Raw genomic sequence first — 21,087 nt, 5'->3', positions numbered from 1 at the left:
TCCCTCTCCCTCACGCTGCGCCAGGTGGAGAGGGGAACATGTTGGTTTTTTAAAATCTAACAGTTGTTACTGACTAATAGAGATGACTTTATGGTGTTAAGTAGCTGAAGTTTTTTTCTGAATTGTGATTTTTGAGAAAGGGTTGAACTATGAAGGAGGACAGCAAGGGTATATCTTTTCTCATGATGTTTTCAGCACAATAGTGTATGGTGTATTTAGTGAGTCTTTTCGATTCTTCGATATTTAATAAGCCTTGATCGCCACCAATCTCATCGGGGTTACTGTTAATCCGATTGGTGAATCTTTGGATGTAAGCATTGGCGATTGGTTGCCCCTGTTGACACTCTTCCTGGTAATACAACAGGATGACCTGAAAATGAGTTTTAAGTTTCATCAAATCCCCATATAAAGTGGGATATGGACTATCGTTCATCAGTGCGAATAACAAGCGGTTGGCAGTAGTTATCATGGTATCAATAAACTGTTGATTATTGAGTGGTTGATTCGAACCTTGACTCAGATCAATCAGCTGACTGTTGTTCAAGTCAACTAACTGGATAAAATTATAGATATATTGTGGTATGTCCCTTTCAGCGTTTAACTCTTTTAGAATGTTATGAGCTTCAATGCTTGATAAAGGTATTTTAATTTTCGGTTGATCTGGCGTGTTAATTGGCAGCCGATTATTTGGTCCGGTTTTAGAGTGTACAGAAGAATTTTTTTTAGTTTTGAAGAATGTTCCCATAATTTAGCCATCCCTATGCTCGTTTCATTGAGCTACTCGCGCCATTTCAAATGAATCCTGAAATTGGGCATCTAAATAAGCTATCTTCATTCCTTACTTCTATTTTTATCCTACGTGAATTAGGGGGTGTTGACAATTCCGATTTCGACGTCCCGCGACTCGTTCGCGGGATCCAGTTCGATCTTGGTGGATACATAATGTTCGTTAATGATACCGAATCCCTGGATCCTGCGAACGAGTACTGAGAGATGGTCACAAAATTTAAATGTAAGATCATGTTTTTAAATAACAAATGCTAAAGTACCCACGTACCGCGCTTTATGCGCGGTATCCAGAGATGCTTAATCAATGCATCAAAGCTCAAATTAAAATGTGACATGGCACTGGATACCGCGCATAAAGCGCGGTATGTAGGCGGTTTTGGCCTGGTTAAATTTTGTGAGGATCTCTCAGGAACGAGTCGCGGGACGTGGGAATAAATTGATGAATTGTTAACCCACCCTAGTAACAATACTCCATATTTTTAAGTAAAAATAATCCTTTATATTCAACCTTGAGTCAATTTGATTATTAATTTTGTGCAATGTTTATTTTTTGTAATATACTTAAACTCGATAGCTAATTAAAATAAGGTTTATATCATGGACATGAAGAAATATATTTTATCGCTTTCGTTGGTTACTTTAATGAGTTCTCATGTTTTTGCTACGACACAGGAAGGCGAAGAAGCTTATAATCAGAAACGTTATGAAAAGGCATTTATTTTGCTTAGTCCTGAAGCGGAAAAAGGGGATGCCAAGGCACAATATTTGTTAGGTAAAATGTATTACAATGCTCAGGGTGTAGCCTATAATGCGGATAAAACAGAGCAATTATTGCTAGCCTCAGCAAACCAGGGTAATGTCGACGCCCAGGTACTTCTCGCAGGATTTTACTGGTACATGAATACCCCGGAAGGATTTAAAAAGGCTCTGTCCTGGTACCAAAAAGCCGCAGATCAGAATAATCCAGACGGACAATATGGTCTGGGCTATATGTATGATACCGGCTCAGGAGTCCCACAAAGCGCTGAAACAGCCATGATCTGGTATAAAAAAGCTGCTGAACTGGGAAATTCAAACGCCGCTTTAGCTATTGGTTATGATTACGATACTGGAACGGGTGTGAAAAAAGATAAAGCTGAAGCTATAGTATGGTATTCCAAGGCAGCAGATATGGGTAATGCCAGTGCACAGTATAATCTTGGTTTAATGTATGAGCAGGGTGATGGTGTTCCTGTAGATTATAATAAAGCGTCTCAATATTTTGAAAAAGCAGCAGACCAAAATCACGCCAAATCTCAGTTGGAGCTGGGTTATTTATACGATGCAGGAAAACTGGGCAAGTCTGATTTGCAAAAAGCAGCTTATTGGTATCAAAAAAGTGCCGATTTAGGTAATGCTAATGCGCAATATAATCTGGGTGATATGTACTTCTATGGTGATGGAGTAGGTAAAAATCTGGAGCAATCTGTATTGTGGATGCGTAAGGCTGCGGAACAAGGATACGGTAAAGCTCAAAATCAATTGGGTATCTATTATCGAGATGGGATTGGATTAACAGCAGATCCCGTAATGGCCTACGCTTGGTTCAGTGCTGCCGTAAATCATGGCTACGATAAAGCATCAGCAAACCTGAGTGATCTTGAAAAATCACTAACTGCTGATGATTTGGTTAAAGCCAAGATGTTAGGTCAGCAATACAGTGATGATTATAAAGCCAAAACAGAATAACGCACCTCCCGGGTGAGTGATAGCATTCACCCGGAGCACTTTTAGATTCCTCTTATTGATTGTATTATGGATGTCATTACCTGTTACTCAGTGAATAGGGTATAAGTTTTTAAGGAATGCAGTGTCATGACAGAGAAAGCCAAAAATAAAAAAGCCTCCAAAAAAAAGAATCAGTTAACCGTTTCGTCTCTTCTTTTTATTGATTTAATCTCTGTATTCTTAAGCTTGATGCCGGCAGTTTGTGCCATGAGTGTGACTGGTTTGTTTCTATATCACGGCTACTCAAAAACCTGGTTGGTTTTGCCGTTGGCACCATTTATCCTTTTTTTTACCTTAATTGCGATTCTCTTCTTAATCAGAATCAGTTTACCCCGATTAAAACCTGGGCGTTATAAACGGGAATTGAATCGAATGATGATAGCCTGGTTTTGTCATTTTGCCTTGTCCCGAGCTGCAAAAATCACTGGGTTTATTTTTATCATTCAATCGTTCAATGTATTGAAATATTTGTATTGGCGAGCTTTGGGAGCCAAGGTTTCTTTTCAAATTATGAATTCTTTTGATATCGATTTGGTAGATACTCCTCTGATTACAATAGGAAAAAATGTCACTATTGGTAGCGACGTAACCATCAGCTGTCATTCCGATGTGGGCAGCCTTGTTTTTATGTCTCCTGTTATCATTGAGGATGATGTATTTATTGGTATGGCAACAAAAATAGGCCCCGGTACTACGATTAAAAAAGGCGCATGGATAGGATATGGAAATACTTTGGTCAATCAAACAGTGGAAGCACATGCCAAACTTGGAAGTATTCGAGCAGTATCAGAATAAATCTTCAGGATGAGAGTTTTTTTGCAATGCAACCCAGGTTTTTTTTTAGCACTTGATGCAATTGTGGTTGTGAGTTCCCTTTATAACAGGCGAGATAAACAGGCGAACGTAAGGGAGTGAATTCATCCATAATCAAGTATGCCTTGTCTTCTTGCACCAGATGTATCGGGACAATAGCTTTTCCCAACCCCATCTTTACTCCGGCAAGAATCATATGAATATTATCCAGATAAAATGTTCGCCATGTTGATGGCGCAGAGTGTTGAATACGCCAGAAATTTGAAGTTATCGTGTCTTCATTATCATGGTCCAGAAAAACATCATCAGGAGTTGATCGTGTTGCTGATTTGATGAGTACATTCTGCTCGTACCCCAGCAATTCATAGTTAATTGCTGGACGCGGAACTTCATAGCTTGTAATGATAAAATCTACTCTGCCGGTCTCCAATGCAGGTATTAATTCTCTGATTTCCATTGAATGGAGTTCAAGATTTAGCTGGGGAAAATCCTGAAGCATCAATGAGAGTTCAGGAATGATGAGGGACTCCATTACTGTAGAGAATCCGGCGATTCGTATGGTGCCAACCAGTTTATCAAAATCAGCTAATGCAGTATGAATAAGAAATTCCTGCTCCAGAGCGTCTTGAGTCGTACAATAGCGAAGCAGATGCTCCCCGCTACTGGTTAATTTTATTCCTCCTGCTCCTCTTAGAAATAAAGTACTCTTCAGTCGTTCCTCCAGTTTTTGAATTCGTTGCGATAATGCGGATTGAGTAATATGCAACTGTTGTGCTGCCCTGGAAAAATTTAGTGTCCTGGCAGTCACTGCAAAAGCCTCTAATTGCTGTGATGAGAGTTTCATAAATAAAATTAATGAATCAATAAGAATAATTAATTTTACTTATAAGAAGGTTACAAATACAGTGTTTTCATTAAATAAGAGGATGGAACAGAATGAACACATATTTTGTTGGCTTAATGTTAGTTTCTTCGTTGGCTCATGCTCAATGTATGGTTTATATGAATGAACAGCCTTTAGAATCCCGTATGAACGATCCTTTGTTTTTATTGCTATCAAAAGTTTCATCCTGTCCTGTGGATATTCATGAGCTTAAAAAAATAGTTAAAGAACATGGAATGAAAGAGCAGATCAGCATGGTTGCTAATCGAGGAAGAAACAACCCTCACCAAGGGAGTTTCAGTTTTTTTGAATCTGTTTATGGAGGATTACCTACAGGCGATTGGATTGCTCGGGGCGACTTATTTTTGGGTTATTTCACCGATTTACACGATTCTGAAATTATCCTGGATCAACAGCCCGAACCACGTAAATTATTAATAGAGGCTATTGCCTGGGATAAACAAAAAGGCTTATATAATTTTTATGAGCTCAGAGGTATAGATCATAGCTCTGTTCGTTGGTTTTATCGAGGCGACTCGGAGGATGCCTATAAAGACAATAAGTGGTTGTACCGGGATAATCCTAAGGATGAACATCATTTTGGCAATCGCATGCGTTGCTCAGCCTGTCATAACTCAGGCGGTCCCATCCTGAAAGAGTTGAGCAAACCGCATAATGACTGGTGGACGGAACATCGTCCGTTAATTCTGACCCCTAATATTCCAGATCGTGCGGTTAAAGCTCTAATACAGGAAGTAAGCGATGCAGGGTTATTCGCCGATGATGTAAAAGCTGGAATGGAAAAATTAGCCAGAAGCAGGCGTATGACACGGTTTCAAAAGAAATTATCCTTACAGGAACAATTACGTCCATTATTCTGTACTAATGAAATCAATCTTGAGTCCAGTACTGAACTTTCAGAACATCGTGTTGCTATTCCTTCAACTTTTTGGCTTAATCCCTTACTGGGGCAAATCAATTTATCGGTATCTTACCAGGATTATCAGCATGTGCTTCGAGACTTTGATATGCACTTTCCTGAAACTTCATTAAGGGATGCCGATCATGCATGGCTCACTCCGGTTAAAGGACAGGTGGACATCCGGATGATTCGTCAATTGATTCATCAAAACGTAATCAATAAACATTTTGCTGAGTCAGTTTTGATGGTTGATTTTATGCACCCAGTGTTTTCATCGCAACGTTGTGATTTATTAAAGCTATTACCTGAACTAGGTACGGGAGATTGGATGCCCCAGTTTTTAAACAATCTAAGGAAGAACAGCGCTCAGCTTAAAGGAGCCGCATTGTTGGCAGATTATCTAGAAAGTGATGTCTATACTCATCAGGTATTCATGGATCACATCAAACAATACAGCCAAGATCTGAGTCAGTTAATCGTTACTGCTGCTGGCTTAAGAGCCAGCTATCAATACCTGATAGAATTACGTACATTGGTATTGGTCAGCGAACTGTCGCAAAATCCTATGGGACAGATTATGGAGCCTGGATTTAGAGTTATTTTTCCTGTAAGCAGGACTTTCAATGAGGGGTACAGTTAATGTTAGCATCGCCAACTGAATTATATTATTTCAATGAAGTCTGTCATACACTTAATTTTTCCAGAGCCTCGGAACGACTTGGAATCAGTCAACCTTCATTAAGTCAGGCCATCAAACGTTTGGAAACTTTTATAGGAACACCACTGTTCCTGAGAGTAAAAACCGGGGTCAAATTAACGAAAGCCGGTTGCCAGTTGCATAGTCATACCAAAGAATTGTTAACGTTATGGGAACGGGTTAAATCTGAAAGCCTTGCCTCCTGCCAGGAAGTACAGGGCAGTATTACTCTGGGGTGCCATTCCACGGTGGCGCGTCATATTCTTCCCTCTTTATTACCTGATTTTGTAGCGGATTATCCCCATCTGGAAATTGCCTTGATCCATGATCTATCAAGAAAAATAGTTGAGGGGGTCATTAATATGTCAATAGATGTAGGGATAGTAGTGAATCCCATACAGCATCCGGGAATTGTTTTAAAAAAATTATATCGGGATGAAGTTGGTTTTTGGCAGGCAAATGACTATCAGTGGTCCTTTGAGCAAGGAGGAACAATTATTTGTGATCCTGAGTTAATGCAAACACAACAAGTCCTGAGTACTCTTCGTGAACAGGGGCGAAGCAATTATCGATTATTGACCAGCAGTAATCTGGACGTAATCGCCAGTTTGGTTGCAAACGGAACTGGTATCGGGATTTTACCCTATAGTGTTGTTAAAACAGTACGATCAGCTTTAAAGGCTGTACCGGAAATGCCAAGTTATCAGGATGAAATATACCTGGCTTATCGTCCGGAGCAACGAGATATTATGGCTTTAAAAGAATTAATAAAAGCCATTAAAAATACCGTCAAGCTGCTTCATGCAGATGATCTGCAAACCAGTTCCTGAGCACTTCTTCACCCAATACTTCATAAACGTAATTAAGGAATAACGTGAGAGACTCAACGAATTGGGATTCAGAATAGTCCAGAGTTTCTCTCATATTCGGTTCGTGGTGAAGAAAGCGACCGAAATAGTGGTGACAAAAGTCATGATAATCTCGGGTTATTAATATAAATTCATGCCACATATTATCTATGGCGCGCATTTCCTCATGCATCACCGGAATAAAATGCAGAGCCGGATTTTCAGGGGAGCGCTCTGAATCCCATGAATGTTTCTCACATAACCATAAATAACGCAGCATCTCTGTAAACAGGTGCTCGGCCCGCGGAGCTTCTTTGGGAAAATTAGCTGCAAAGCGTTTTATTACGGCTGGATTCTTGTATTCCAGTACGTCATTTAATTGCGGTAGATGATTCATCATATAGTACCTGTATTGGTTTTTAGCGAAACAGTCAGGTCTTAAGAACAACTCCCAATCTCTTCGTTAAAAGGTATTGGTAATTCGTTCGGGAGAAGTCATCTCGAACGAAGTGAGAGATCCCCTGAAACGGGTATGGAGCCTGCTTTTGGAGATCCTTCACTGCGTTCAGGATGTCGAATTTTCAGAGGTAATTGAGACGTTACACCAATTCCCTGTGCCTCGACCTTTGGTGGTTCGTAAGTCCTGACCTTGAGATAAAAACTTAAATTAATTAACCATGCATTCCACGGCAACATTTACAATGGATGATGCCTTTTGCTAATTTTGCTTTGATGATGGTGTCGATTATTTGCTGTCTCATTTTGGGTTCCTTTTAGTTAAATGACGAATTAAGTATAAAAAGAACGAACCCATTCAACCATTAGGAATGTGTTATGATGATGATTACGTTTTGTTATATCTTTAATTGTTGAATTATTCTTCTTGACACTCTGACAAACTTTTAACACAGGTTTCAGTACCGTTGATATAACAACAATAATCATATCCTGTTGAACAGCGAGTTCCATCGGAGCAACGAGCTCCATCATCTTCTGAAAGTTGTAATGAGTGAATCAAAAGTTTATTTTGAGATTGTTGTAACGAGCACCATTGAGTTGAACTGGCTCCGGTATTGGAAGAAAAAGCGAACAAAATCATCAGAGTACTTAATAATTCAGGCTTCATATTTTCTCCATATAATAAAGAATTAACTTGTTCACACTGGACTTTGACACGTGTAACTATCAAAAACCAATGTCTATTTTGCTTATATGGTGAAGCTATCCAGGTAAGCGATTCTGCCAGTACATCACTCTGGATTACTTCGCTAATAGTCGCAAAAATCAGTTCGAGTACTGTTTTACATCACAATCATGTAAATTATAGTCCTGATTCAGCCAAATATCTTTTGCTTTATGCTGTGGTTTTTTTTTAAAGGGTTAAGAATTCCTGACTCCAAACACTGATAATATCGGTTCAACGGGGGGATGGTTAACACCAAGTGTAAAATCTAATGGCAAATAAGGAATATTAAAGAGGAACACACTGATAATAAAAAGTATCGCAGTTCCAATGTTTCCAATATAAATCCATTTTTTTTCTTTTTCAGCGCTAAACCATGCTGTGATGGCGTAATTGATACTAAATAATAATCCAACTAGCAAATAAACACAGAGATTACTATCTAATGAGTATTCATTAGAAATTTTGTAGGTCAAAATCAGGAAGAGAATAAATAAAACGACTCTATAAACGCGCAAAAAGAATTGAATCCAGGCCGGGTACTTAAGCTCAACAGTACCATCTTGATAGCACGCATTAAAAAAGATAATGCCCAGAGAGGTTAATGGTATTAAAACAATAATTGAACTAATAAAGACTTTTTCGCCGTAGAAGCTATGGATGTTGTACATCACGAAATAGATGATGCTGTGTAAGGCTAAAAAAGGGAATAGATAATACATGATACGTAACAGCAAAAAACGTAAATTGTATATCAGTTTAATTTGTTCCTGTCCGATACTTAATCCAATAAAAAATACAGTACTGCTGCTGATTAAATTGAAATGGTGGTTATGAAAATATAATTTCCATAAAAAATCGCTGCCAACTGTTTTGAACAGGACTGCGCCAAGCATAATGATCATATTGGTCAGTGAGCAAAAAATGCTTGCAACAAATATTAATGGAAGAGTATTCCATACAGCAGCAAATAAACTGCTGTACTTGATACGCCAGGTATTGTCATGATGGTAAGCATAGTGGAATGAATGAGCAACATAGACAAAAAATGGAAATCCGAGAAGAAAGGTAAATAAATGCAGGTAATGATTACTGGATAAATCTATTTTAAACGGAATTAGTGGAAGCGATAAAAACAGAGCAACTAATAAACTGGTTCCTGCTAAACGTATTTGATTTTTGCCATTGTAGGCGAATGCATATAATAGACAAAACAGGGTTATTAAACTGTAATAAAAGACAGTGGTACTTGAGTTACGAATCAATAGATCCAGGGTAATCCCAAGAAGGAGACCAATAGTAGTCAAAATATAGGTCCCTTTTTTTGCTGTCATATGTTCTCCTGAAAGGGGACAATAAATAATCGCATTATTAATCAATAAAGTACTGGTATGGCTCAATGCCTTACTCTATCAGGACATTGGAAAAACGCCCAGTCTCTTCGTTAAAAATTCCTTTTGCCTCGACCTTTGGGTTTTGTAAGTCCTGATTATGTCATGAATCATTTAGAAATTCACAAAGTAATCGTTGAAAATGATGAGTACCCTGTTCTTTTGTTGGCGAAAATCGTCCGGTATCGTAATAACGTGATTTAATGCCTTGTTGTACTGATTCTACAACGGCCTCATCTTCAAGTTCCACTTGATCCAGCGCGCCTCCTGCGCCTTTGCCCAATTTTGTTTTATCCAGAACATAGGTCAAAAATGAAACTTTAGTTAACTCAGGACTAATGGGTTGAACTACATTGACTGAGCAACCCCATGGATAGAAATTCAGCATGGTATTAGGGAAAATCCAATAATAATATGCCGCAACTCGTCTTCCATAATCTTGTGACTCTCTTGGCAAATCGAAACATTCTTCATCTTCACGAGCCAGTGCGAGTTGTAAATTACTGTATCGGTACAGCTCAGTGGTATACGTAGTGCAATCGATAACCTGTCTTAATCCAGGATGTACAAAGGGAATGTGTAAGGCTTCCAGATAATTTTCACAATATAAAGCCCAGTGTGCTTTGACCATATAATCTCTGGAACGTTGCATATCAAGATGCATTTGTTCCATAGGAAGCCAGGACAGCCTTTCTTTAATATCAGCAAATACTTCATGAAAGGGTACTGTTGGTGCCAAAGATGCAAAAATGAAGGGTTCCAATATATTGAAAGGGATTGGGGTGAGGTGTTCCCGGGCTGACGGAAAATCGAGGGTTTGTTCAAACTCGGGCATAGAGATGAATTCACCGCAATAATTAAATCGACGTCCATGGTAGGGGCATTTTATTTTTTGAGAGGTACAGGGTCGATCAACCAGAATTTTTCCTCTATGCGTGCAAATATTACTTAAGCAGCGAATAATTCCCTGCTCATCTTTGGTAAAAAGCAAAGGTTCGTTCAGAAAGTCAGGAAGTAGGGTATGCGGTACAAGGGATCCTTTGCTATTCAACGTATCGGTGCCAAGACAGAATTGCCAGGTTTTGCTGAATATTTTCTCTTTGCTGCATTCAAACCAATCCAATGAAGTATAAAATTGCGAGCTAATGGTTGATGCTTTTGCAATATCCGGATCAACAAACAGGGTTTTCATAGAGACATCCTTATTATAATACCAATCCAAAATTCCTTTAAGGGTGTAAAAACTAGAGTAACTCACCACATACTGTCAATAATTTAATGTGTAAGTGAAGGATTAAATAGTAATTCGCCAACATAATGGTTGATTAATTGCCCTAATGATGTAAAATTGTGCATTTATTGAAATAAAGGATCAGCTAATGCGCTATTCCAGAATTATATCGTTCATCAATGGGTTAATGATGTCGGGTAATGTAATTGCACTAACGCTTCCCGCAATACCTACATTCAGCCCTTACGTCGATCTCACCTTGAATACTCATTGGGATTCTCAATCTCAGGATATAGTGCCTATGGATTTGACCACACCAGCACAAACTGAAGGAATAGGCGCCTATCATTTGGCTTTTATAACTGACAGTGGCCGGTGTCAACCCGCTTGGGGAGGTCAACAGGCATACAGTCTGGAAAAGCAATGGGGTAAGCAAGAGGCAGATGCGTTGGCGAACGCCGGAGTGCGGCTGACCGTCTCTTTTGGTGGAGCTAATGGCACTGATATATCACAAAACTGTGATAAAAATCAGTTGAACACTATTTTTCAGCAGGTGATAAAAATTTATCACGCAACTGGTCTGGATTTTGATATTGAAAATGGAAGCGCTGATGTTTCCAAATTAATTGATGCATTGCAGAACATACAACAACAATACCCCGAACTTAAATTAAGTTTTACACTTCCAGTGATGCCTGAAGGATTAACAGGTGATGGCAAAAACGTGATTCATCAAGCGAAAAATGCGGGTCTTCGTTTTCATGTGAATATTATGGCTATGGATTACGGTCCAGCTTATAACGGTGATATGGGGCTTTACGCCATTCAGGCTGCAACCAATGTTCAGTCGTTTTTAAAAGACATTTATCCTGAAAGAATGTCTGCTTCTTTATGGAACCTTATTGAAGTTACTCCCATGATAGGTGTAAATGATGTGAACACTGAACAGTTTACCTTGAGCGATGCAGATCATTTAAAGCGCTTTGCTTATGAGAATCAATTAGGCGGGTTATCCATGTGGTCTTTTACCCGAGACAAGCCTTGTTCCGATCAGTGGGCCAGTCCTGTATGCAGCGGAAATAATCTGCAAAGCAGAGATTATGAATACATCGCTCATTTTAAGTAATTGAGGATGTGACCTTCTTCGTAAGTCCTGGGAGTGTTTTCTCACAAAGAGCACCTGTTGATTATATAAGATTCTAAAATTAAGCTTAATATTCTCGAAATAATCAATTAATATCAATTGAAGTCAGGCAGGACGCAACAGGTAACTGCTCCATAAGTTCGAGAGTCGTCATCCCAAATGCAATGAGGGATCTCCTGAATGTGGTGCGGTGTTTTTGTTGGGAGATCCTTCACTGCATTCAGGATGACGAAAATCAACCGTCATCCCGAATGCAATGAGGGATCTCCTGAATGTGGTGAGGTGTTTTTGTTGGGAGATCCTTCACTACGTTCAGGATGATGTATTCTCGGAGTTTTGATAGAAGTACTTATTAACGGCCAATTAACGGATTTAGGATGATGATGTTGACTAAAAGGGAACGTTTTGAACAATGGCGAGGGACAGAAGCACGTAACGAACAAGGTATTATAGATACCGTCATCATAATAGAAGATTATTTTACTACTCTGGACAGTCTTTCTCCAATAAAACAAGATCTTGCCGATCATAAAACAGATCATTTTGTGAAATTGAACGTATACGGTGGACGTTCCTTTGGTGCTGTGGCTTTTTGCCGATTCGTCATTGAAGAGACAATAGATTTAATGCCTGATACAGAATCCGACGACATACACATTTTAAGGGATTTAAGTAACATCCTGGGCGAGCTTTACGATAACCCCCGAAAAAATACCGTGAATAACGCGAATCGTTTAATTGGTCATATCCAAAAACTATTAGCAAGAACAATAGAGGACGTTACTCAATTAAAACAAACCAAATCATTGTGTTTCTCTCTTTATTATATTCTTAAACTTCTTAAAGTTGGTATTGATAATTTAAGTGATTGGAAAAAAATTGCGCTAAGCGCTTTTATCGATCTGGGAAAAATAATTCAGGATACTACTGATCTTGCTGACCTTACCGAAAAAAAAATCGCGCAAATTGATGTGGCACTGGAACAATTAAAGAGTGAAGAAGCTAAAAAAATTGATGCAGAAAAAACACTGCAAGATTATTTTAATGAACGATTCGTAGCACTTTTTATGGCAGAAGAGCGAGAAGATAAAAAATTTCTGAATTTGCGTTCTTCTCTGGATGAACTGAGCGATGGGATCAGTTCATTAATCGTGGCACGTAACACCCAACATGAAATTTCTGTGAACATGCCCAAGATCCAATCGTTATTAAGTACACTGTTGGAGAATGATCAGAGAGTGACCGGCAGGCAGTATTTTCTGGAATTAATGAAGAACTCACAGGATTCATTTAATGTCTTGATGGAACATACTAAAGGGATAAAAAAAAATCAGTTAATTGAAAAAATTAATCAACTGAAAGATCCTGGAATTCTGCGAAATCTATCTTCTAAATTCTTATACGGTATGAGCTGGGCAACCAGTTTCCTTACTGTTGGTTACCGATTGGTGACTTCCAATTCACTTCAGGATTCCATAGCAAAAAAAATCCCATCAACCCTTGATGCTCAATGTAAAGCGGAACTTAAAGTACTGGCTACGAACTATTTAGCTGATTTGAAGCGACAATCCAGAGACGTTCAAAATCAAATTACGGCTCTTGAAGAACAGTTGTCCAGGGGCGATGCGGATTTAAAAAAAATGATAAATCATGCTTCTAATGAAACATTATCCGATGTTCTGACTGCAAATCACGCTGTAGGTAAAGCATTTAGTGATTACAGACGAATTTCATTTTCATTAGTACAAAACAAGCATTTTTTGAATTCATTTAAAGAAACGCACAGCCAGTTATGTGATTTTATTCAGCAGCATGACGGGTGGATGGTGAAATTATCCAATTTCCTTGCTCAATTTTTTACATTTTTTAAATCAGAAACAGCACTTTTGATCGATCGTGCCCGCGCTCTGAAGCACAATTTAGTGAGTTTTGAAACGGAATATAGAAAAGAGGTTAACAACGGTGTGATTGCCATTCAAAATAATCCTGATTTAACCAAAGAGGTTAAAGATAAATTTGTTAGGGAGTTCGGTATCGTCAAATCCCTGGAATCAGACAGGGTAATTCGTCCTGCGATCAGTAACGAAGAGCTCGATATCCTGATTGATAACACGTCACTATTTTTTAATCGGGGCAGGAGGCATCGTTCACAGAATAAGGGAATAAGAAATGAAGCTACCGCAACTGATGGGGCGGTATTTTCTTTTTAGCTCAATGAGGCATTTGATACAATCAACATCTGTGTCAGATTGAAATGCATTGAGTCTGACTATTAAGTATCATCAGACTCAATGGGTACAATGCAGCGTAGAACAACTACTAATAGCTGCGTTCGTACTGAGAAGGATACTCTTGTTCAATGTTGTATGAATGATCTGCTTTTGAAGAACTAAACAGAGAATTAACCGCACCACCAATTAAATCAATTAAATTAACTAAAGGACTTAAAATAGCTGCAACTAAAAATATGGGAGAGCCAAGTAGTGATTTACCACATTCTTTTAAATTACCTATAGCTGCGGACATCTCGAATTGGAGGATATTTGAAAAAGCCTTTAATAACTCGCTGCCAGCCTCTAAAAGCAGAGCAAGACTTGCTGATGAAAACACAACAGGTGCTGTAGCTACAGATGCTGTTCGAAAACCAAAATCACTGGCAGATTTATACTTCGCAAAAAAGCTCGGTCTGTCAGTATCGTCGATAAGAGGATAAAAAGTTGCTCCAACTAATTTTTCTTTAACACTTCTACTGTCTCTCAAAAGATGCTCCAAAATATATAAATGAAGCCGAATTATAACACAAATTGATAAAATTTAAACACGTTGAGTGTGTTTTTTTCCAAAATGATAGGATTCCATCGACGTTCCTCAGAATCTTTTTGGGGATGGGAGCAAGAATCAGAACGAAGTAAGCGAACTGGAAAGGAATCTTCTGCGGCTGATGGCGGCAATGCTGATTCAGTAAACAAAGAGATTGAATTGGGAACTGATTCGCTCTGTGTTATTTGATAATTATCTGCAAATATAGTAGGGTTTATTAGCAATCATATTAAAGCTTTGGCGTAGCCTTATAGCCAGAAAGTAGCCAGCGATCTCATAGATGTCCCGGGCTAGCCTCGTGAGATCCTTAGTTTAATTGCCAACAAACCCTGATTAATCAGAAATGTACTAAAAGGAGTTTAGTTCAACGTGAATATTTTAATAGCTGGAGCTTCGGGTTTAATTGGTCAGGAACTGATTCATGGTTTATCTCAGGAACATCATTTTACTGTACTTGGCAGACATAAAGATTTATTGCGTCAGGTATTTTCAGGACAATTTGTTTCTGTTTCTTGGGATGAATTGGATAAATTGGATGCCAGCGAATTTGACGCGGTAATTAATTTGTGTGGATTAAATATTTCGGCATCACGTTGGACAACAAAAGTAAAAGAAGAAATAATCACGTCACGTGTAGAGACTACTGAGCGTTTGGTGCGCTGGATTATAAAACAGAAGGCCAATCCTCATTTTTACTGTGCCAATGCAGTCGGAATTTATGGCATGCAGGATAATGATGATCCTGCACTGTTGAGTGAAGATACGGTAATTGATTTTTCCCGTCCTAAAGATTATTTAAGTGAGGTAGGGATCCGTTGGCAACAAGCCTTAAATGAAGCGGAAACAGCTGGACTCGCTGTGACTTCAACTCGATTTGGTGTGGTTTTAAAGAAAGGGAAAGGAATGTTGGGGAAATTATATCCCAGTTTTATCAGCGGATTTGGAAGCGTTATAGGAAACGGAAAACAATTTATATCCTGGGTGGACAGTAAGGATGTCGTTAATGCTTATCGATTTTTGCTTAATCGACCCGAAATTACAGGAGCAGTGAATCTTACTTCTCCTAATCCATGCATGCAAAAGGATTTTGCCAAAGCCTATGCTAAATCCCTGCATCGTCCGTTATTGTTAATGACACCAGCTTTTGTGATTCATCTTTTATTCGGTGAAATGGGCGATTGTTTAATCAATCATGGTCAAAAGGTAATTCCCAAACGATTATTGGATGAAGGATTTACCTTTCAATTCCCTACAATAGACATGGCATTGGAGCATGAAGCAACAGTTTCGGATAGGATTTGAATTTGATGGTGATTGAGATTGGTCAATCAATTTATTGCAGGACAGAATATGAAAGTATTTCGAAAAGGACGTTTAGCGCCACCAGCAAACATGTATCTGCATTTAATCCGTAATTGGTTTATTGGCATCTTCCTTATTGTCGCCGCATTATCTGCCGGTATGCTGGGTTATCATGTATTTGAAGGAATGTCATGGGTCGATTCTTTTTTAAATGCATCAATGATTCTTTCCGGAATGGGGCCTGCAGCTACTTTAACCACTTCATCGGGTAAACTATTCGCTGGAACTTATGCATTATTCAGTGGGCTTGCTTTTATTGCCATTGTTGTCATTATGTTGTCGCCAGTAATACATCGGTTTTTTCGTAAAATTCATATGGAAAGTGGAACAAGCAGGGATCAATAACGGATCAATTTCAGGTGGTGAGCAAAAGTATTGTGATGCGGTGACTCTTTATAATCCGCAAAACGCGATGCGTTTTGCGGGATCATTCAATAGACTATTAATGAGCTCTTTTGAAGAAGTATTTTAGTCTCATTGGGGTAATTTGTTGATTATCATTGATTGCTGCTGCGAATACATCCTGACGACCTGTATCGTAATCGCAAATAACAGCGCCGCCATGTTGCTCAGGAACACCAGGAGCACTCATAGTACTTAAAATTTCATTAGCGCCTTCAATAGCAACTTCAGTTGAGTCTGCTTCTACTGGAGCAATAAGAAATCCCCAGGTAGATTCAGTATTGTAGTTGCTGATATTATAGCTGATATAAATATTAGGCCCAATTTCTTCAGCCATAGATATGCCTTCGGCTTTTATATCATCTATGTTGGGGCATATGCTTTCTTGTCCAGCAAAAGCAGATCCAGCGAGAAGTAATGCACCAGCAAAAGCAGCTAATTTCGATTTCAACATCATGTTCTGTACTCCTGACTTGTTTATTAAAAAAATCAGCAAAAGAGTACCACTTGCTTATAAGATTTACAACAGAGTATTTTTTTGGAATCGAGGGTTAAAAATAAATCATGGATTTTTATTTTTAGCACGGTGAATTATCTAATAGTATTTTAATTCAATTAGTTATGGAATTTTCTATGCTATTGAACATTACTCTTTCTGCCACTGCTTCTTATCCTTATTTGTACCTAATAACTCATACTTGAAGAGCTGGCCTTTGATGTCTGGTGAACTAAATGAGTTCCGATAAGCTCCGCCATTATAGTGATTTGTCGTTCATACATTGCACGATCGTAACCGCCTTCCAAACCCCAATATATGCCTGCTATAAGTTCTTTGTTTTCATTATATAACTGGAATATTTGTTCATAAAAAAAAGTTAAATCCCCATCATTAAAACGGGTTTTGCTTGCTTCTGATTGGGACATCATCCGATCATTGACCCATTTTCCGCAGGGAGCGGTTTCATCTTCGTGGGAATCCCAGCCTGTTGGTAATAAGAGCGCAATTTTATGATGATGAATTTTTGCCTGTGCAATTTGATCTTTTACCTGGGTGAGTGCAAATCGAAGCGCCGGATGGAGATCAATTTTTTTACGGGACGTCAAACTTAAATCTACAGCATAATATTCTAGATTATTGTGCTTCCAACATTTAATTTTTTCGCCAACCGCGGTACCTGCTGAATTGAACTCCTGAGCAATATAGGAATGATCCTGGCCTGGATACACTCTTGAGTCAAAGATATCAATATGGCATATATTCATATGGGATGCTGTTTGGTACAAAATCTGACATAAACCATTATCTCTGTTCACATCACTTCCAACGATAATGTAGTGCACCGGTTCTTCATGAAGAGTCTCCCAAAACCTCATGAGTACAGCCGTCTTGTTGATAAGACAAAAACCACTGCCTTCATCACTAAACGCATGATGAGTGGGTAAACCAAAGGAGAAAATTACTTTTGAAGGATTTAATAATGTAGTTGCGAGATCGGTGATCAGTACTCTAAAAGTTTCTGGAGTGATCACGATGTCTGAATTTAATTCTTTCACTCCTCTTTTTGATGCCTGAATGGAATAATCAATTAATTTCTTCAAGTATTCTTTTGGATGTACTGCGAGCAGGGATTGGAGAATGATGTCGGTTTCAGGAATTTCATCTAGTAGATGAAAAGCTGATAGGCGATCTCCTATGGTGATTTCTCCAAATAACCGAGACCAGTGCTCGGGTACAGTGTCCTGATTGTTGGTAATGATCGGTAATGAATGGTAATTATCCAGTGCTTGAGTCATATGCATAATGCGAGTCTGTTGATCTTCCGTACCACCGGCGGGCATGTGATGCATCTGATCTATCTCATCGTGGGAGGGAATTTGAACGTAACACTCAGATAGATCAAAATCCGGGATGTCATCCTGAACTGAATTTAAAAAACGTATACGTTCATCAATTTGGCGGAAGATGCGTTCCGGTATTATTTTTATATCGTGTTTAAGACTGGCCAAATGAGGGTTTTGAATATAAGAGGTCATTAATTCTTTATATTCAATTAAGCGTTCAATGGTTTGCATCTCCAGGAATTTTTTGTTTTTAAATAATCGATTAAGAGACAGTAACTCAGTTCTAAGACTACCCGGTGATTGCTTATTAAAAAACATTCTTGGCATATATTATCCTGAGAAATTCTGTTCAGCTTATAATTAATATTCTAGTCTATAAAGTTTAGCTGGTGTAGGCTATAGGGTCAGGACGTGGAAAATAATGTGATCAATGGACATGACACCCTGGATAATCCTGACGATATATAATTGGGAGTATGTATCAATGATAACTCATAAAATAGTTCAATTATCACCTAAACCTTATGGCGTACATCTTATTTCCAATGAGATATTAAATAAGGCTGAACTATGTGGATCAGGAATCCTGCATTTGTTTATTCAACATACTTCTGCTGCTTTGGCATTAAATGAAAATGCCTCACCTGATGTGTTAATGGATGTACATCATTTTTTTTGTGATTTTGTTCCTGAAAACAGGCAATACCGACATAAGGAAGAAGGTCCTGATGATATGCCAGCTCATATTAAATCCATAATTTGCGGCGCTTCCTTAAGTATCCCTTTTCTGAATAACACTTTATTATTAGGTGTTTGGCAAGGAATTTACTTAATGGAATTCAGGAGGAACGCAGGCGCAAGGAATATAGTCTTGAGCCTGCTGAGTTAATCCCTGGCGCAATGGAAGGTACTGGTGCACTGCGTTAATTTTTTCTGGCAATTACTGTCGGAAATATTCCCTGACTGTCATAAATAACGTCCAACACTTCAAAGCCCGCGTGATTTAACTGATCCCGGGTTTGACCCTCGGTTCTGTAGGTTTGCCAGTTGGCTTGTATGATGTCGTTAAAAAGAGCATGTTGTTTCAGTGCATCGTCGCTGTTGATATTTGTCCAGGTGGATTCACTGGTCAATTTGGGAGGAGGTGTAATGAAACTGGTTATTAATATACCTTTATTTTTTAATGCGTTATAAAATTGTTTGTACAGTAAAGTGACTTGTTTATCATCAGGTTCGTAAATATTCAGACCATTACTGGTTATCAGGTTAAATTGTGATTCAATTCCCAGGTTCCACGCATCTTTTATCAAAAATGAGATATTTTTAAAATCATATTTAACAGCATTCTGTGCGGCAAGTTCTATAGATGCATTATCCAAATCGATTCCAACCAGATTGATGTTGGTTTTGTTTGAATAATCCAGACTGAGGAGATCATCCATTAATCCACAGGGAATTGAAGCCAGTGTCCAGTTATCCTGTACATGCAATTGCAGTTGTTCCTGAAATATTTTGAAGCGTTCTTTAGTTGCCTTGAATCCAGGTGCTTTATTTAACAGCCAATGTTCCAAAGGGTGCATGGATTCTTTTTTCATGCTGTAAAGAATGACATAGGCAGTCCAATAACCATTGAGCCCTCTATTGGATAACAAAAACCGTCCCAACTCAAATTGTGACAAACCATCAAGTAATTTGAGTTCTTCACTCAGAGGAAGTATTAAGTTATCCGCATTTTTAAGTCTGTTTTGGTGTTCAGATAAATTAATGTTAATGCTGTTGTTATGTGAAATAAGCACGTTCAATTCCATATTGATTCAAGAGGAGCTTAGTATATAACTTCTCTTTACAGCTAATCCAGAGCTGGAAATATTAACTATACTATATATTATTTTGTATTCAGGACGATCTTATGCTACGAGCAGCTAATCAGCAATTTAAAAATTTAGAACTGTTGACCGCATTGATTTTTGTGTTCTTTTCTGAGGGAGTAGTGGCAAACGATACTGCTTTTGGCGGTGAGGGTTCTTTACCTATACCTATTTCACAACCGGATATAAAAATGGTTAATGAAGTCATTATCATCACCGGAACGAATTTAAATAACTCACTGATGAATGGTTCCTGGCATTACAGATGCGATTTTAATTTTAAAAATACCTTGAATGAAACATTGAACGTATCTATGGGGTTCCCCTTTCCAGTATATAACGAAGAGTCAAGCAATATTGCTCTACCTGAAGGGCAGAAGACGGGACAGGGAAAACCTTTGGTTTATGATTTTCAGGTACTGGTTGATGGTAATTCAGTATCTGCTCATAAAGAAAAAATTGCTCCAAACCGGGATAAAGGTTTGTACTATGATGAAGCGTATTTATGGACCACTACTTTTCCGCCCTTGGCATCGGTACATATCCAGCATGATTATGAAACAGGCGCAACCTTTGATGTAATGGGATATCACTGGGTTGCCTATGTTCTCAAGACCGGAGCGCTTTGGCATAATGAAACCATAGGGCATACCCAACTGGAAGTCATTCCGAATACCCCAACTCGATTATGCTCTGAAATTGATGGTAGTGCGGATTATCTGAAGCCGACACCTGCTGGTATGACCATTCAGGGCAGCGGGGCAAGTAGAAAATATATTTGGGATTTGCCACATTTTCATCCTGCAGAGGATCTTTCACTGTGTTTATTTACTCCTAAAAGTTTTGTACGTTATAAAATGATTTATCCTGTTTTAAATGCTGAAAATCCTGTAAATGAGTTATCCAAATTGACTCCCTCGCAACTACGAATCTTGCGTAACACCGTATTTGCTCAATATGGAAGACAATTCAAATCTCCTGATTTGCACAGTTATTTTAATAATCAATGGTGGTATGAGCCTAATCCGACTTATTCAGACAGCATGTTAACCGAAGAAGATAAAAAATTAATTTCGTTCATTAGTCAGGTACATTAATTGGATGGAGAATACTTCATATTCCCAC

At 38.5% G+C, this 21,087-nt stretch carries 20 protein-coding genes; 10 read left to right on the top strand and 10 right to left on the bottom strand.

Annotated elements, in window-relative coordinates; translation table 11 throughout:
* Positions 1-88 precede the first annotated feature (88 nt).
* A complete protein-coding gene (locus Lqua_RS17305; protein WP_058475538.1) occupies positions 89-745 on the bottom strand; it encodes a hypothetical protein in 657 nt (218 codons plus the stop codon).
* Between the two features lie 641 nt (positions 746-1,386).
* Between Lqua_RS17305 and Lqua_RS17295 the strand changes: the two genes are divergently transcribed.
* Positions 1,387-2,517: a tetratricopeptide repeat protein gene (locus Lqua_RS17295; protein WP_058475536.1), complete on the top strand. Its 1,131-nt coding sequence runs from the start codon at positions 1,387-1,389 to the stop codon at positions 2,515-2,517.
* Positions 2,518-2,643: 126 nt separating this feature from the next.
* Positions 2,644-3,351, top strand: coding sequence for a DapH/DapD/GlmU-related protein (locus Lqua_RS17290; RefSeq protein WP_058475535.1), 708 nt, complete (start codon positions 2,644-2,646; stop codon positions 3,349-3,351).
* 4 nt (positions 3,352-3,355) lie between these two features.
* Here the strand turns inward: Lqua_RS17290 and Lqua_RS17285 are convergent, their stop codons facing one another.
* Positions 3,356-4,213 carry a LysR family transcriptional regulator gene (locus Lqua_RS17285; protein WP_058475534.1) on the bottom strand — a complete coding sequence of 286 codons (858 nt, stop codon included), beginning with the start codon at positions 4,211-4,213 and terminating at the stop codon, positions 3,356-3,358.
* Between the two features lie 92 nt (positions 4,214-4,305).
* Between Lqua_RS17285 and Lqua_RS17280 the strand changes: the two genes are divergently transcribed.
* Together Lqua_RS17280 and Lqua_RS17275 are read left to right on the top strand one after the other, a co-directional pair.
* Positions 4,306-5,814, top strand: a complete 1,509-nt coding sequence (locus Lqua_RS17280; protein WP_058475533.1) for a hypothetical protein — start codon at positions 4,306-4,308, stop codon at positions 5,812-5,814.
* Positions 5,814-6,701 carry a LysR family transcriptional regulator gene (locus Lqua_RS17275; protein WP_058475532.1) on the top strand — a complete coding sequence of 296 codons (888 nt, stop codon included), beginning with the start codon at positions 5,814-5,816 and terminating at the stop codon, positions 6,699-6,701. Before Lqua_RS17280 ends, Lqua_RS17275 begins: the two co-directional genes overlap by 1 nt.
* Here Lqua_RS17275 and Lqua_RS17270 read toward each other — a convergent pair.
* The 4 genes from Lqua_RS17270 to Lqua_RS17250 form a co-directional block, all read right to left on the bottom strand.
* Complete coding sequence (locus tag Lqua_RS17270) at positions 6,661-7,119, bottom strand: glycine-rich domain-containing protein (protein WP_133141081.1); 459 nt, start codon at positions 7,117-7,119, stop codon at positions 6,661-6,663. The two genes, Lqua_RS17275 and Lqua_RS17270, sit on opposite strands and share 41 nt — an antisense overlap.
* Before the next feature lie 474 nt (positions 7,120-7,593).
* Positions 7,594-7,845, bottom strand: a complete 252-nt coding sequence (locus Lqua_RS17260; protein WP_058475529.1) for a hypothetical protein — start codon at positions 7,843-7,845, stop codon at positions 7,594-7,596.
* Positions 7,846-8,099: 254 nt separating this feature from the next.
* The gene (locus Lqua_RS17255; RefSeq protein WP_058475528.1) at positions 8,100-9,236 is read right to left on the bottom strand and encodes a hypothetical protein; all 1,137 of its coding nucleotides are present in this window, start codon (positions 9,234-9,236) and stop codon (positions 8,100-8,102) included.
* 160 nt (positions 9,237-9,396) lie between these two features.
* Positions 9,397-10,485, bottom strand: a complete 1,089-nt coding sequence (locus tag Lqua_RS17250) for an SRPBCC family protein (protein ID WP_058475527.1) — start codon at positions 10,483-10,485, stop codon at positions 9,397-9,399.
* A gap of 187 nt (positions 10,486-10,672) precedes the next feature.
* Here Lqua_RS17250 and Lqua_RS17245 point away from each other — a divergent pair, with 187 nt between their 5' ends.
* Both Lqua_RS17245 and Lqua_RS17240 read left to right on the top strand, forming a co-directional pair.
* The gene (locus tag Lqua_RS17245; RefSeq protein ID WP_058475526.1) at positions 10,673-11,650 is read left to right on the top strand and encodes a chitinase; all 978 of its coding nucleotides are present in this window, start codon (positions 10,673-10,675) and stop codon (positions 11,648-11,650) included.
* Between the two features lie 395 nt (positions 11,651-12,045).
* Positions 12,046-13,878 carry a hypothetical protein gene (locus tag Lqua_RS17240; protein ID WP_115148681.1) on the top strand — a complete coding sequence of 611 codons (1,833 nt, stop codon included), beginning with the start codon at positions 12,046-12,048 and terminating at the stop codon, positions 13,876-13,878.
* Between the two features lie 109 nt (positions 13,879-13,987).
* Here the strand turns inward: Lqua_RS17240 and Lqua_RS17235 are convergent, their stop codons facing one another.
* Positions 13,988-14,428, bottom strand: a complete 441-nt coding sequence (locus Lqua_RS17235; RefSeq protein WP_058475524.1) for a hypothetical protein — start codon at positions 14,426-14,428, stop codon at positions 13,988-13,990.
* 429 nt (positions 14,429-14,857) lie between these two features.
* On the opposite strand from Lqua_RS17235, the gene Lqua_RS17230 reads away from it, so the two are divergent.
* Positions 14,858-15,790: a TIGR01777 family oxidoreductase gene (locus tag Lqua_RS17230; protein ID WP_058475523.1), complete on the top strand. Its 933-nt coding sequence runs from the start codon at positions 14,858-14,860 to the stop codon at positions 15,788-15,790.
* A gap of 48 nt (positions 15,791-15,838) precedes the next feature.
* Positions 15,839-16,195: a hypothetical protein gene (locus tag Lqua_RS17225; RefSeq protein WP_058475522.1), complete on the top strand. Its 357-nt coding sequence runs from the start codon at positions 15,839-15,841 to the stop codon at positions 16,193-16,195.
* 97 nt (positions 16,196-16,292) lie between these two features.
* On the opposite strand, the gene Lqua_RS17220 is transcribed toward Lqua_RS17225, so the two are convergent.
* Complete coding sequence (locus Lqua_RS17220; RefSeq protein WP_058475521.1) at positions 16,293-16,709, bottom strand: DUF4949 domain-containing protein; 417 nt, start codon at positions 16,707-16,709, stop codon at positions 16,293-16,295.
* 227 nt (positions 16,710-16,936) lie between these two features.
* On the bottom strand, positions 16,937-18,421 hold the full coding sequence (locus Lqua_RS17215) for an arginase family protein (RefSeq protein WP_238585608.1): 1,485 nt from the start codon (positions 18,419-18,421) through the stop codon (positions 16,937-16,939).
* A gap of 157 nt (positions 18,422-18,578) precedes the next feature.
* Here Lqua_RS17215 and Lqua_RS17210 point away from each other — a divergent pair, with 157 nt between their 5' ends.
* Positions 18,579-18,983, top strand: a complete 405-nt coding sequence (locus tag Lqua_RS17210; protein ID WP_058475520.1) for a secondary thiamine-phosphate synthase enzyme YjbQ — start codon at positions 18,579-18,581, stop codon at positions 18,981-18,983.
* A gap of 34 nt (positions 18,984-19,017) precedes the next feature.
* Here the strand turns inward: Lqua_RS17210 and Lqua_RS17205 are convergent, their stop codons facing one another.
* Positions 19,018-19,890, bottom strand: a complete 873-nt coding sequence (locus Lqua_RS17205) for a methyltransferase domain-containing protein (RefSeq protein ID WP_162264415.1) — start codon at positions 19,888-19,890, stop codon at positions 19,018-19,020.
* A 113-nt stretch (positions 19,891-20,003) separates the two neighbouring features.
* Here Lqua_RS17205 and Lqua_RS17200 point away from each other — a divergent pair, with 113 nt between their 5' ends.
* Entirely contained in the window at positions 20,004-21,059 is a 1,056-nt protein-coding gene (locus Lqua_RS17200) for a YARHG domain-containing protein (RefSeq protein WP_058475518.1), read from the top strand.
* Positions 21,060-21,087: the final 28 nt, after the last annotated feature.

The sequence above is a fragment of the Legionella quateirensis genome (assembly GCF_001467955.1).
GTDB classification, from domain to species: domain Bacteria; phylum Pseudomonadota; class Gammaproteobacteria; order Legionellales; family Legionellaceae; genus Legionella; species Legionella quateirensis.
Note: the sequence above shows the minus strand (reverse complement) of the source record. Positions and strands in the feature narration are given on the sequence as shown.

Bases quoted from the DNA above. Each gene is read 5' to 3' on its own strand.
- Lqua_RS17305 (WP_058475538.1), bottom strand. From the start codon at position 745: ATGGGAACATTCTTCAAAACTAAAAAAAATTCTTCTGTACACTCTAAA.
- Lqua_RS17295 (WP_058475536.1), top strand. From the start codon at position 1,387: ATGGACATGAAGAAATATATTTTATCGCTTTCGTTGGTTACTTTAATG.
- Lqua_RS17290 (WP_058475535.1), top strand. From the start codon at position 2,644: ATGACAGAGAAAGCCAAAAATAAAAAAGCCTCCAAAAAAAAGAATCAG.
- Lqua_RS17285 (WP_058475534.1), bottom strand. From the start codon at position 4,213: ATGAAACTCTCATCACAGCAATTAGAGGCTTTTGCAGTGACTGCCAGG.
- Lqua_RS17280 (WP_058475533.1), top strand. From the start codon at position 4,306: ATGAACACATATTTTGTTGGCTTAATGTTAGTTTCTTCGTTGGCTCAT.
- Lqua_RS17275 (WP_058475532.1), top strand. From the start codon at position 5,814: ATGTTAGCATCGCCAACTGAATTATATTATTTCAATGAAGTCTGTCAT.
- Lqua_RS17270 (WP_133141081.1), bottom strand. From the start codon at position 7,119: ATGATGAATCATCTACCGCAATTAAATGACGTACTGGAATACAAGAAT.
- Lqua_RS17260 (WP_058475529.1), bottom strand. From the start codon at position 7,845: ATGAAGCCTGAATTATTAAGTACTCTGATGATTTTGTTCGCTTTTTCT.
- Lqua_RS17255 (WP_058475528.1), bottom strand. From the start codon at position 9,236: ATGACAGCAAAAAAAGGGACCTATATTTTGACTACTATTGGTCTCCTT.
- Lqua_RS17250 (WP_058475527.1), bottom strand. From the start codon at position 10,485: ATGAAAACCCTGTTTGTTGATCCGGATATTGCAAAAGCATCAACCATT.
- Lqua_RS17245 (WP_058475526.1), top strand. From the start codon at position 10,673: ATGCGCTATTCCAGAATTATATCGTTCATCAATGGGTTAATGATGTCG.
- Lqua_RS17240 (WP_115148681.1), top strand. From the start codon at position 12,046: ATGATGATGTTGACTAAAAGGGAACGTTTTGAACAATGGCGAGGGACA.
- Lqua_RS17225 (WP_058475522.1), top strand. From the start codon at position 15,839: ATGAAAGTATTTCGAAAAGGACGTTTAGCGCCACCAGCAAACATGTAT.
- Lqua_RS17220 (WP_058475521.1), bottom strand. From the start codon at position 16,709: ATGATGTTGAAATCGAAATTAGCTGCTTTTGCTGGTGCATTACTTCTC.
- Lqua_RS17215 (WP_238585608.1), bottom strand. From the start codon at position 18,421: ATGCCAAGAATGTTTTTTAATAAGCAATCACCGGGTAGTCTTAGAACT.
- Lqua_RS17210 (WP_058475520.1), top strand. From the start codon at position 18,579: ATGATAACTCATAAAATAGTTCAATTATCACCTAAACCTTATGGCGTA.
- Lqua_RS17200 (WP_058475518.1), top strand. From the start codon at position 20,004: ATGCTACGAGCAGCTAATCAGCAATTTAAAAATTTAGAACTGTTGACC.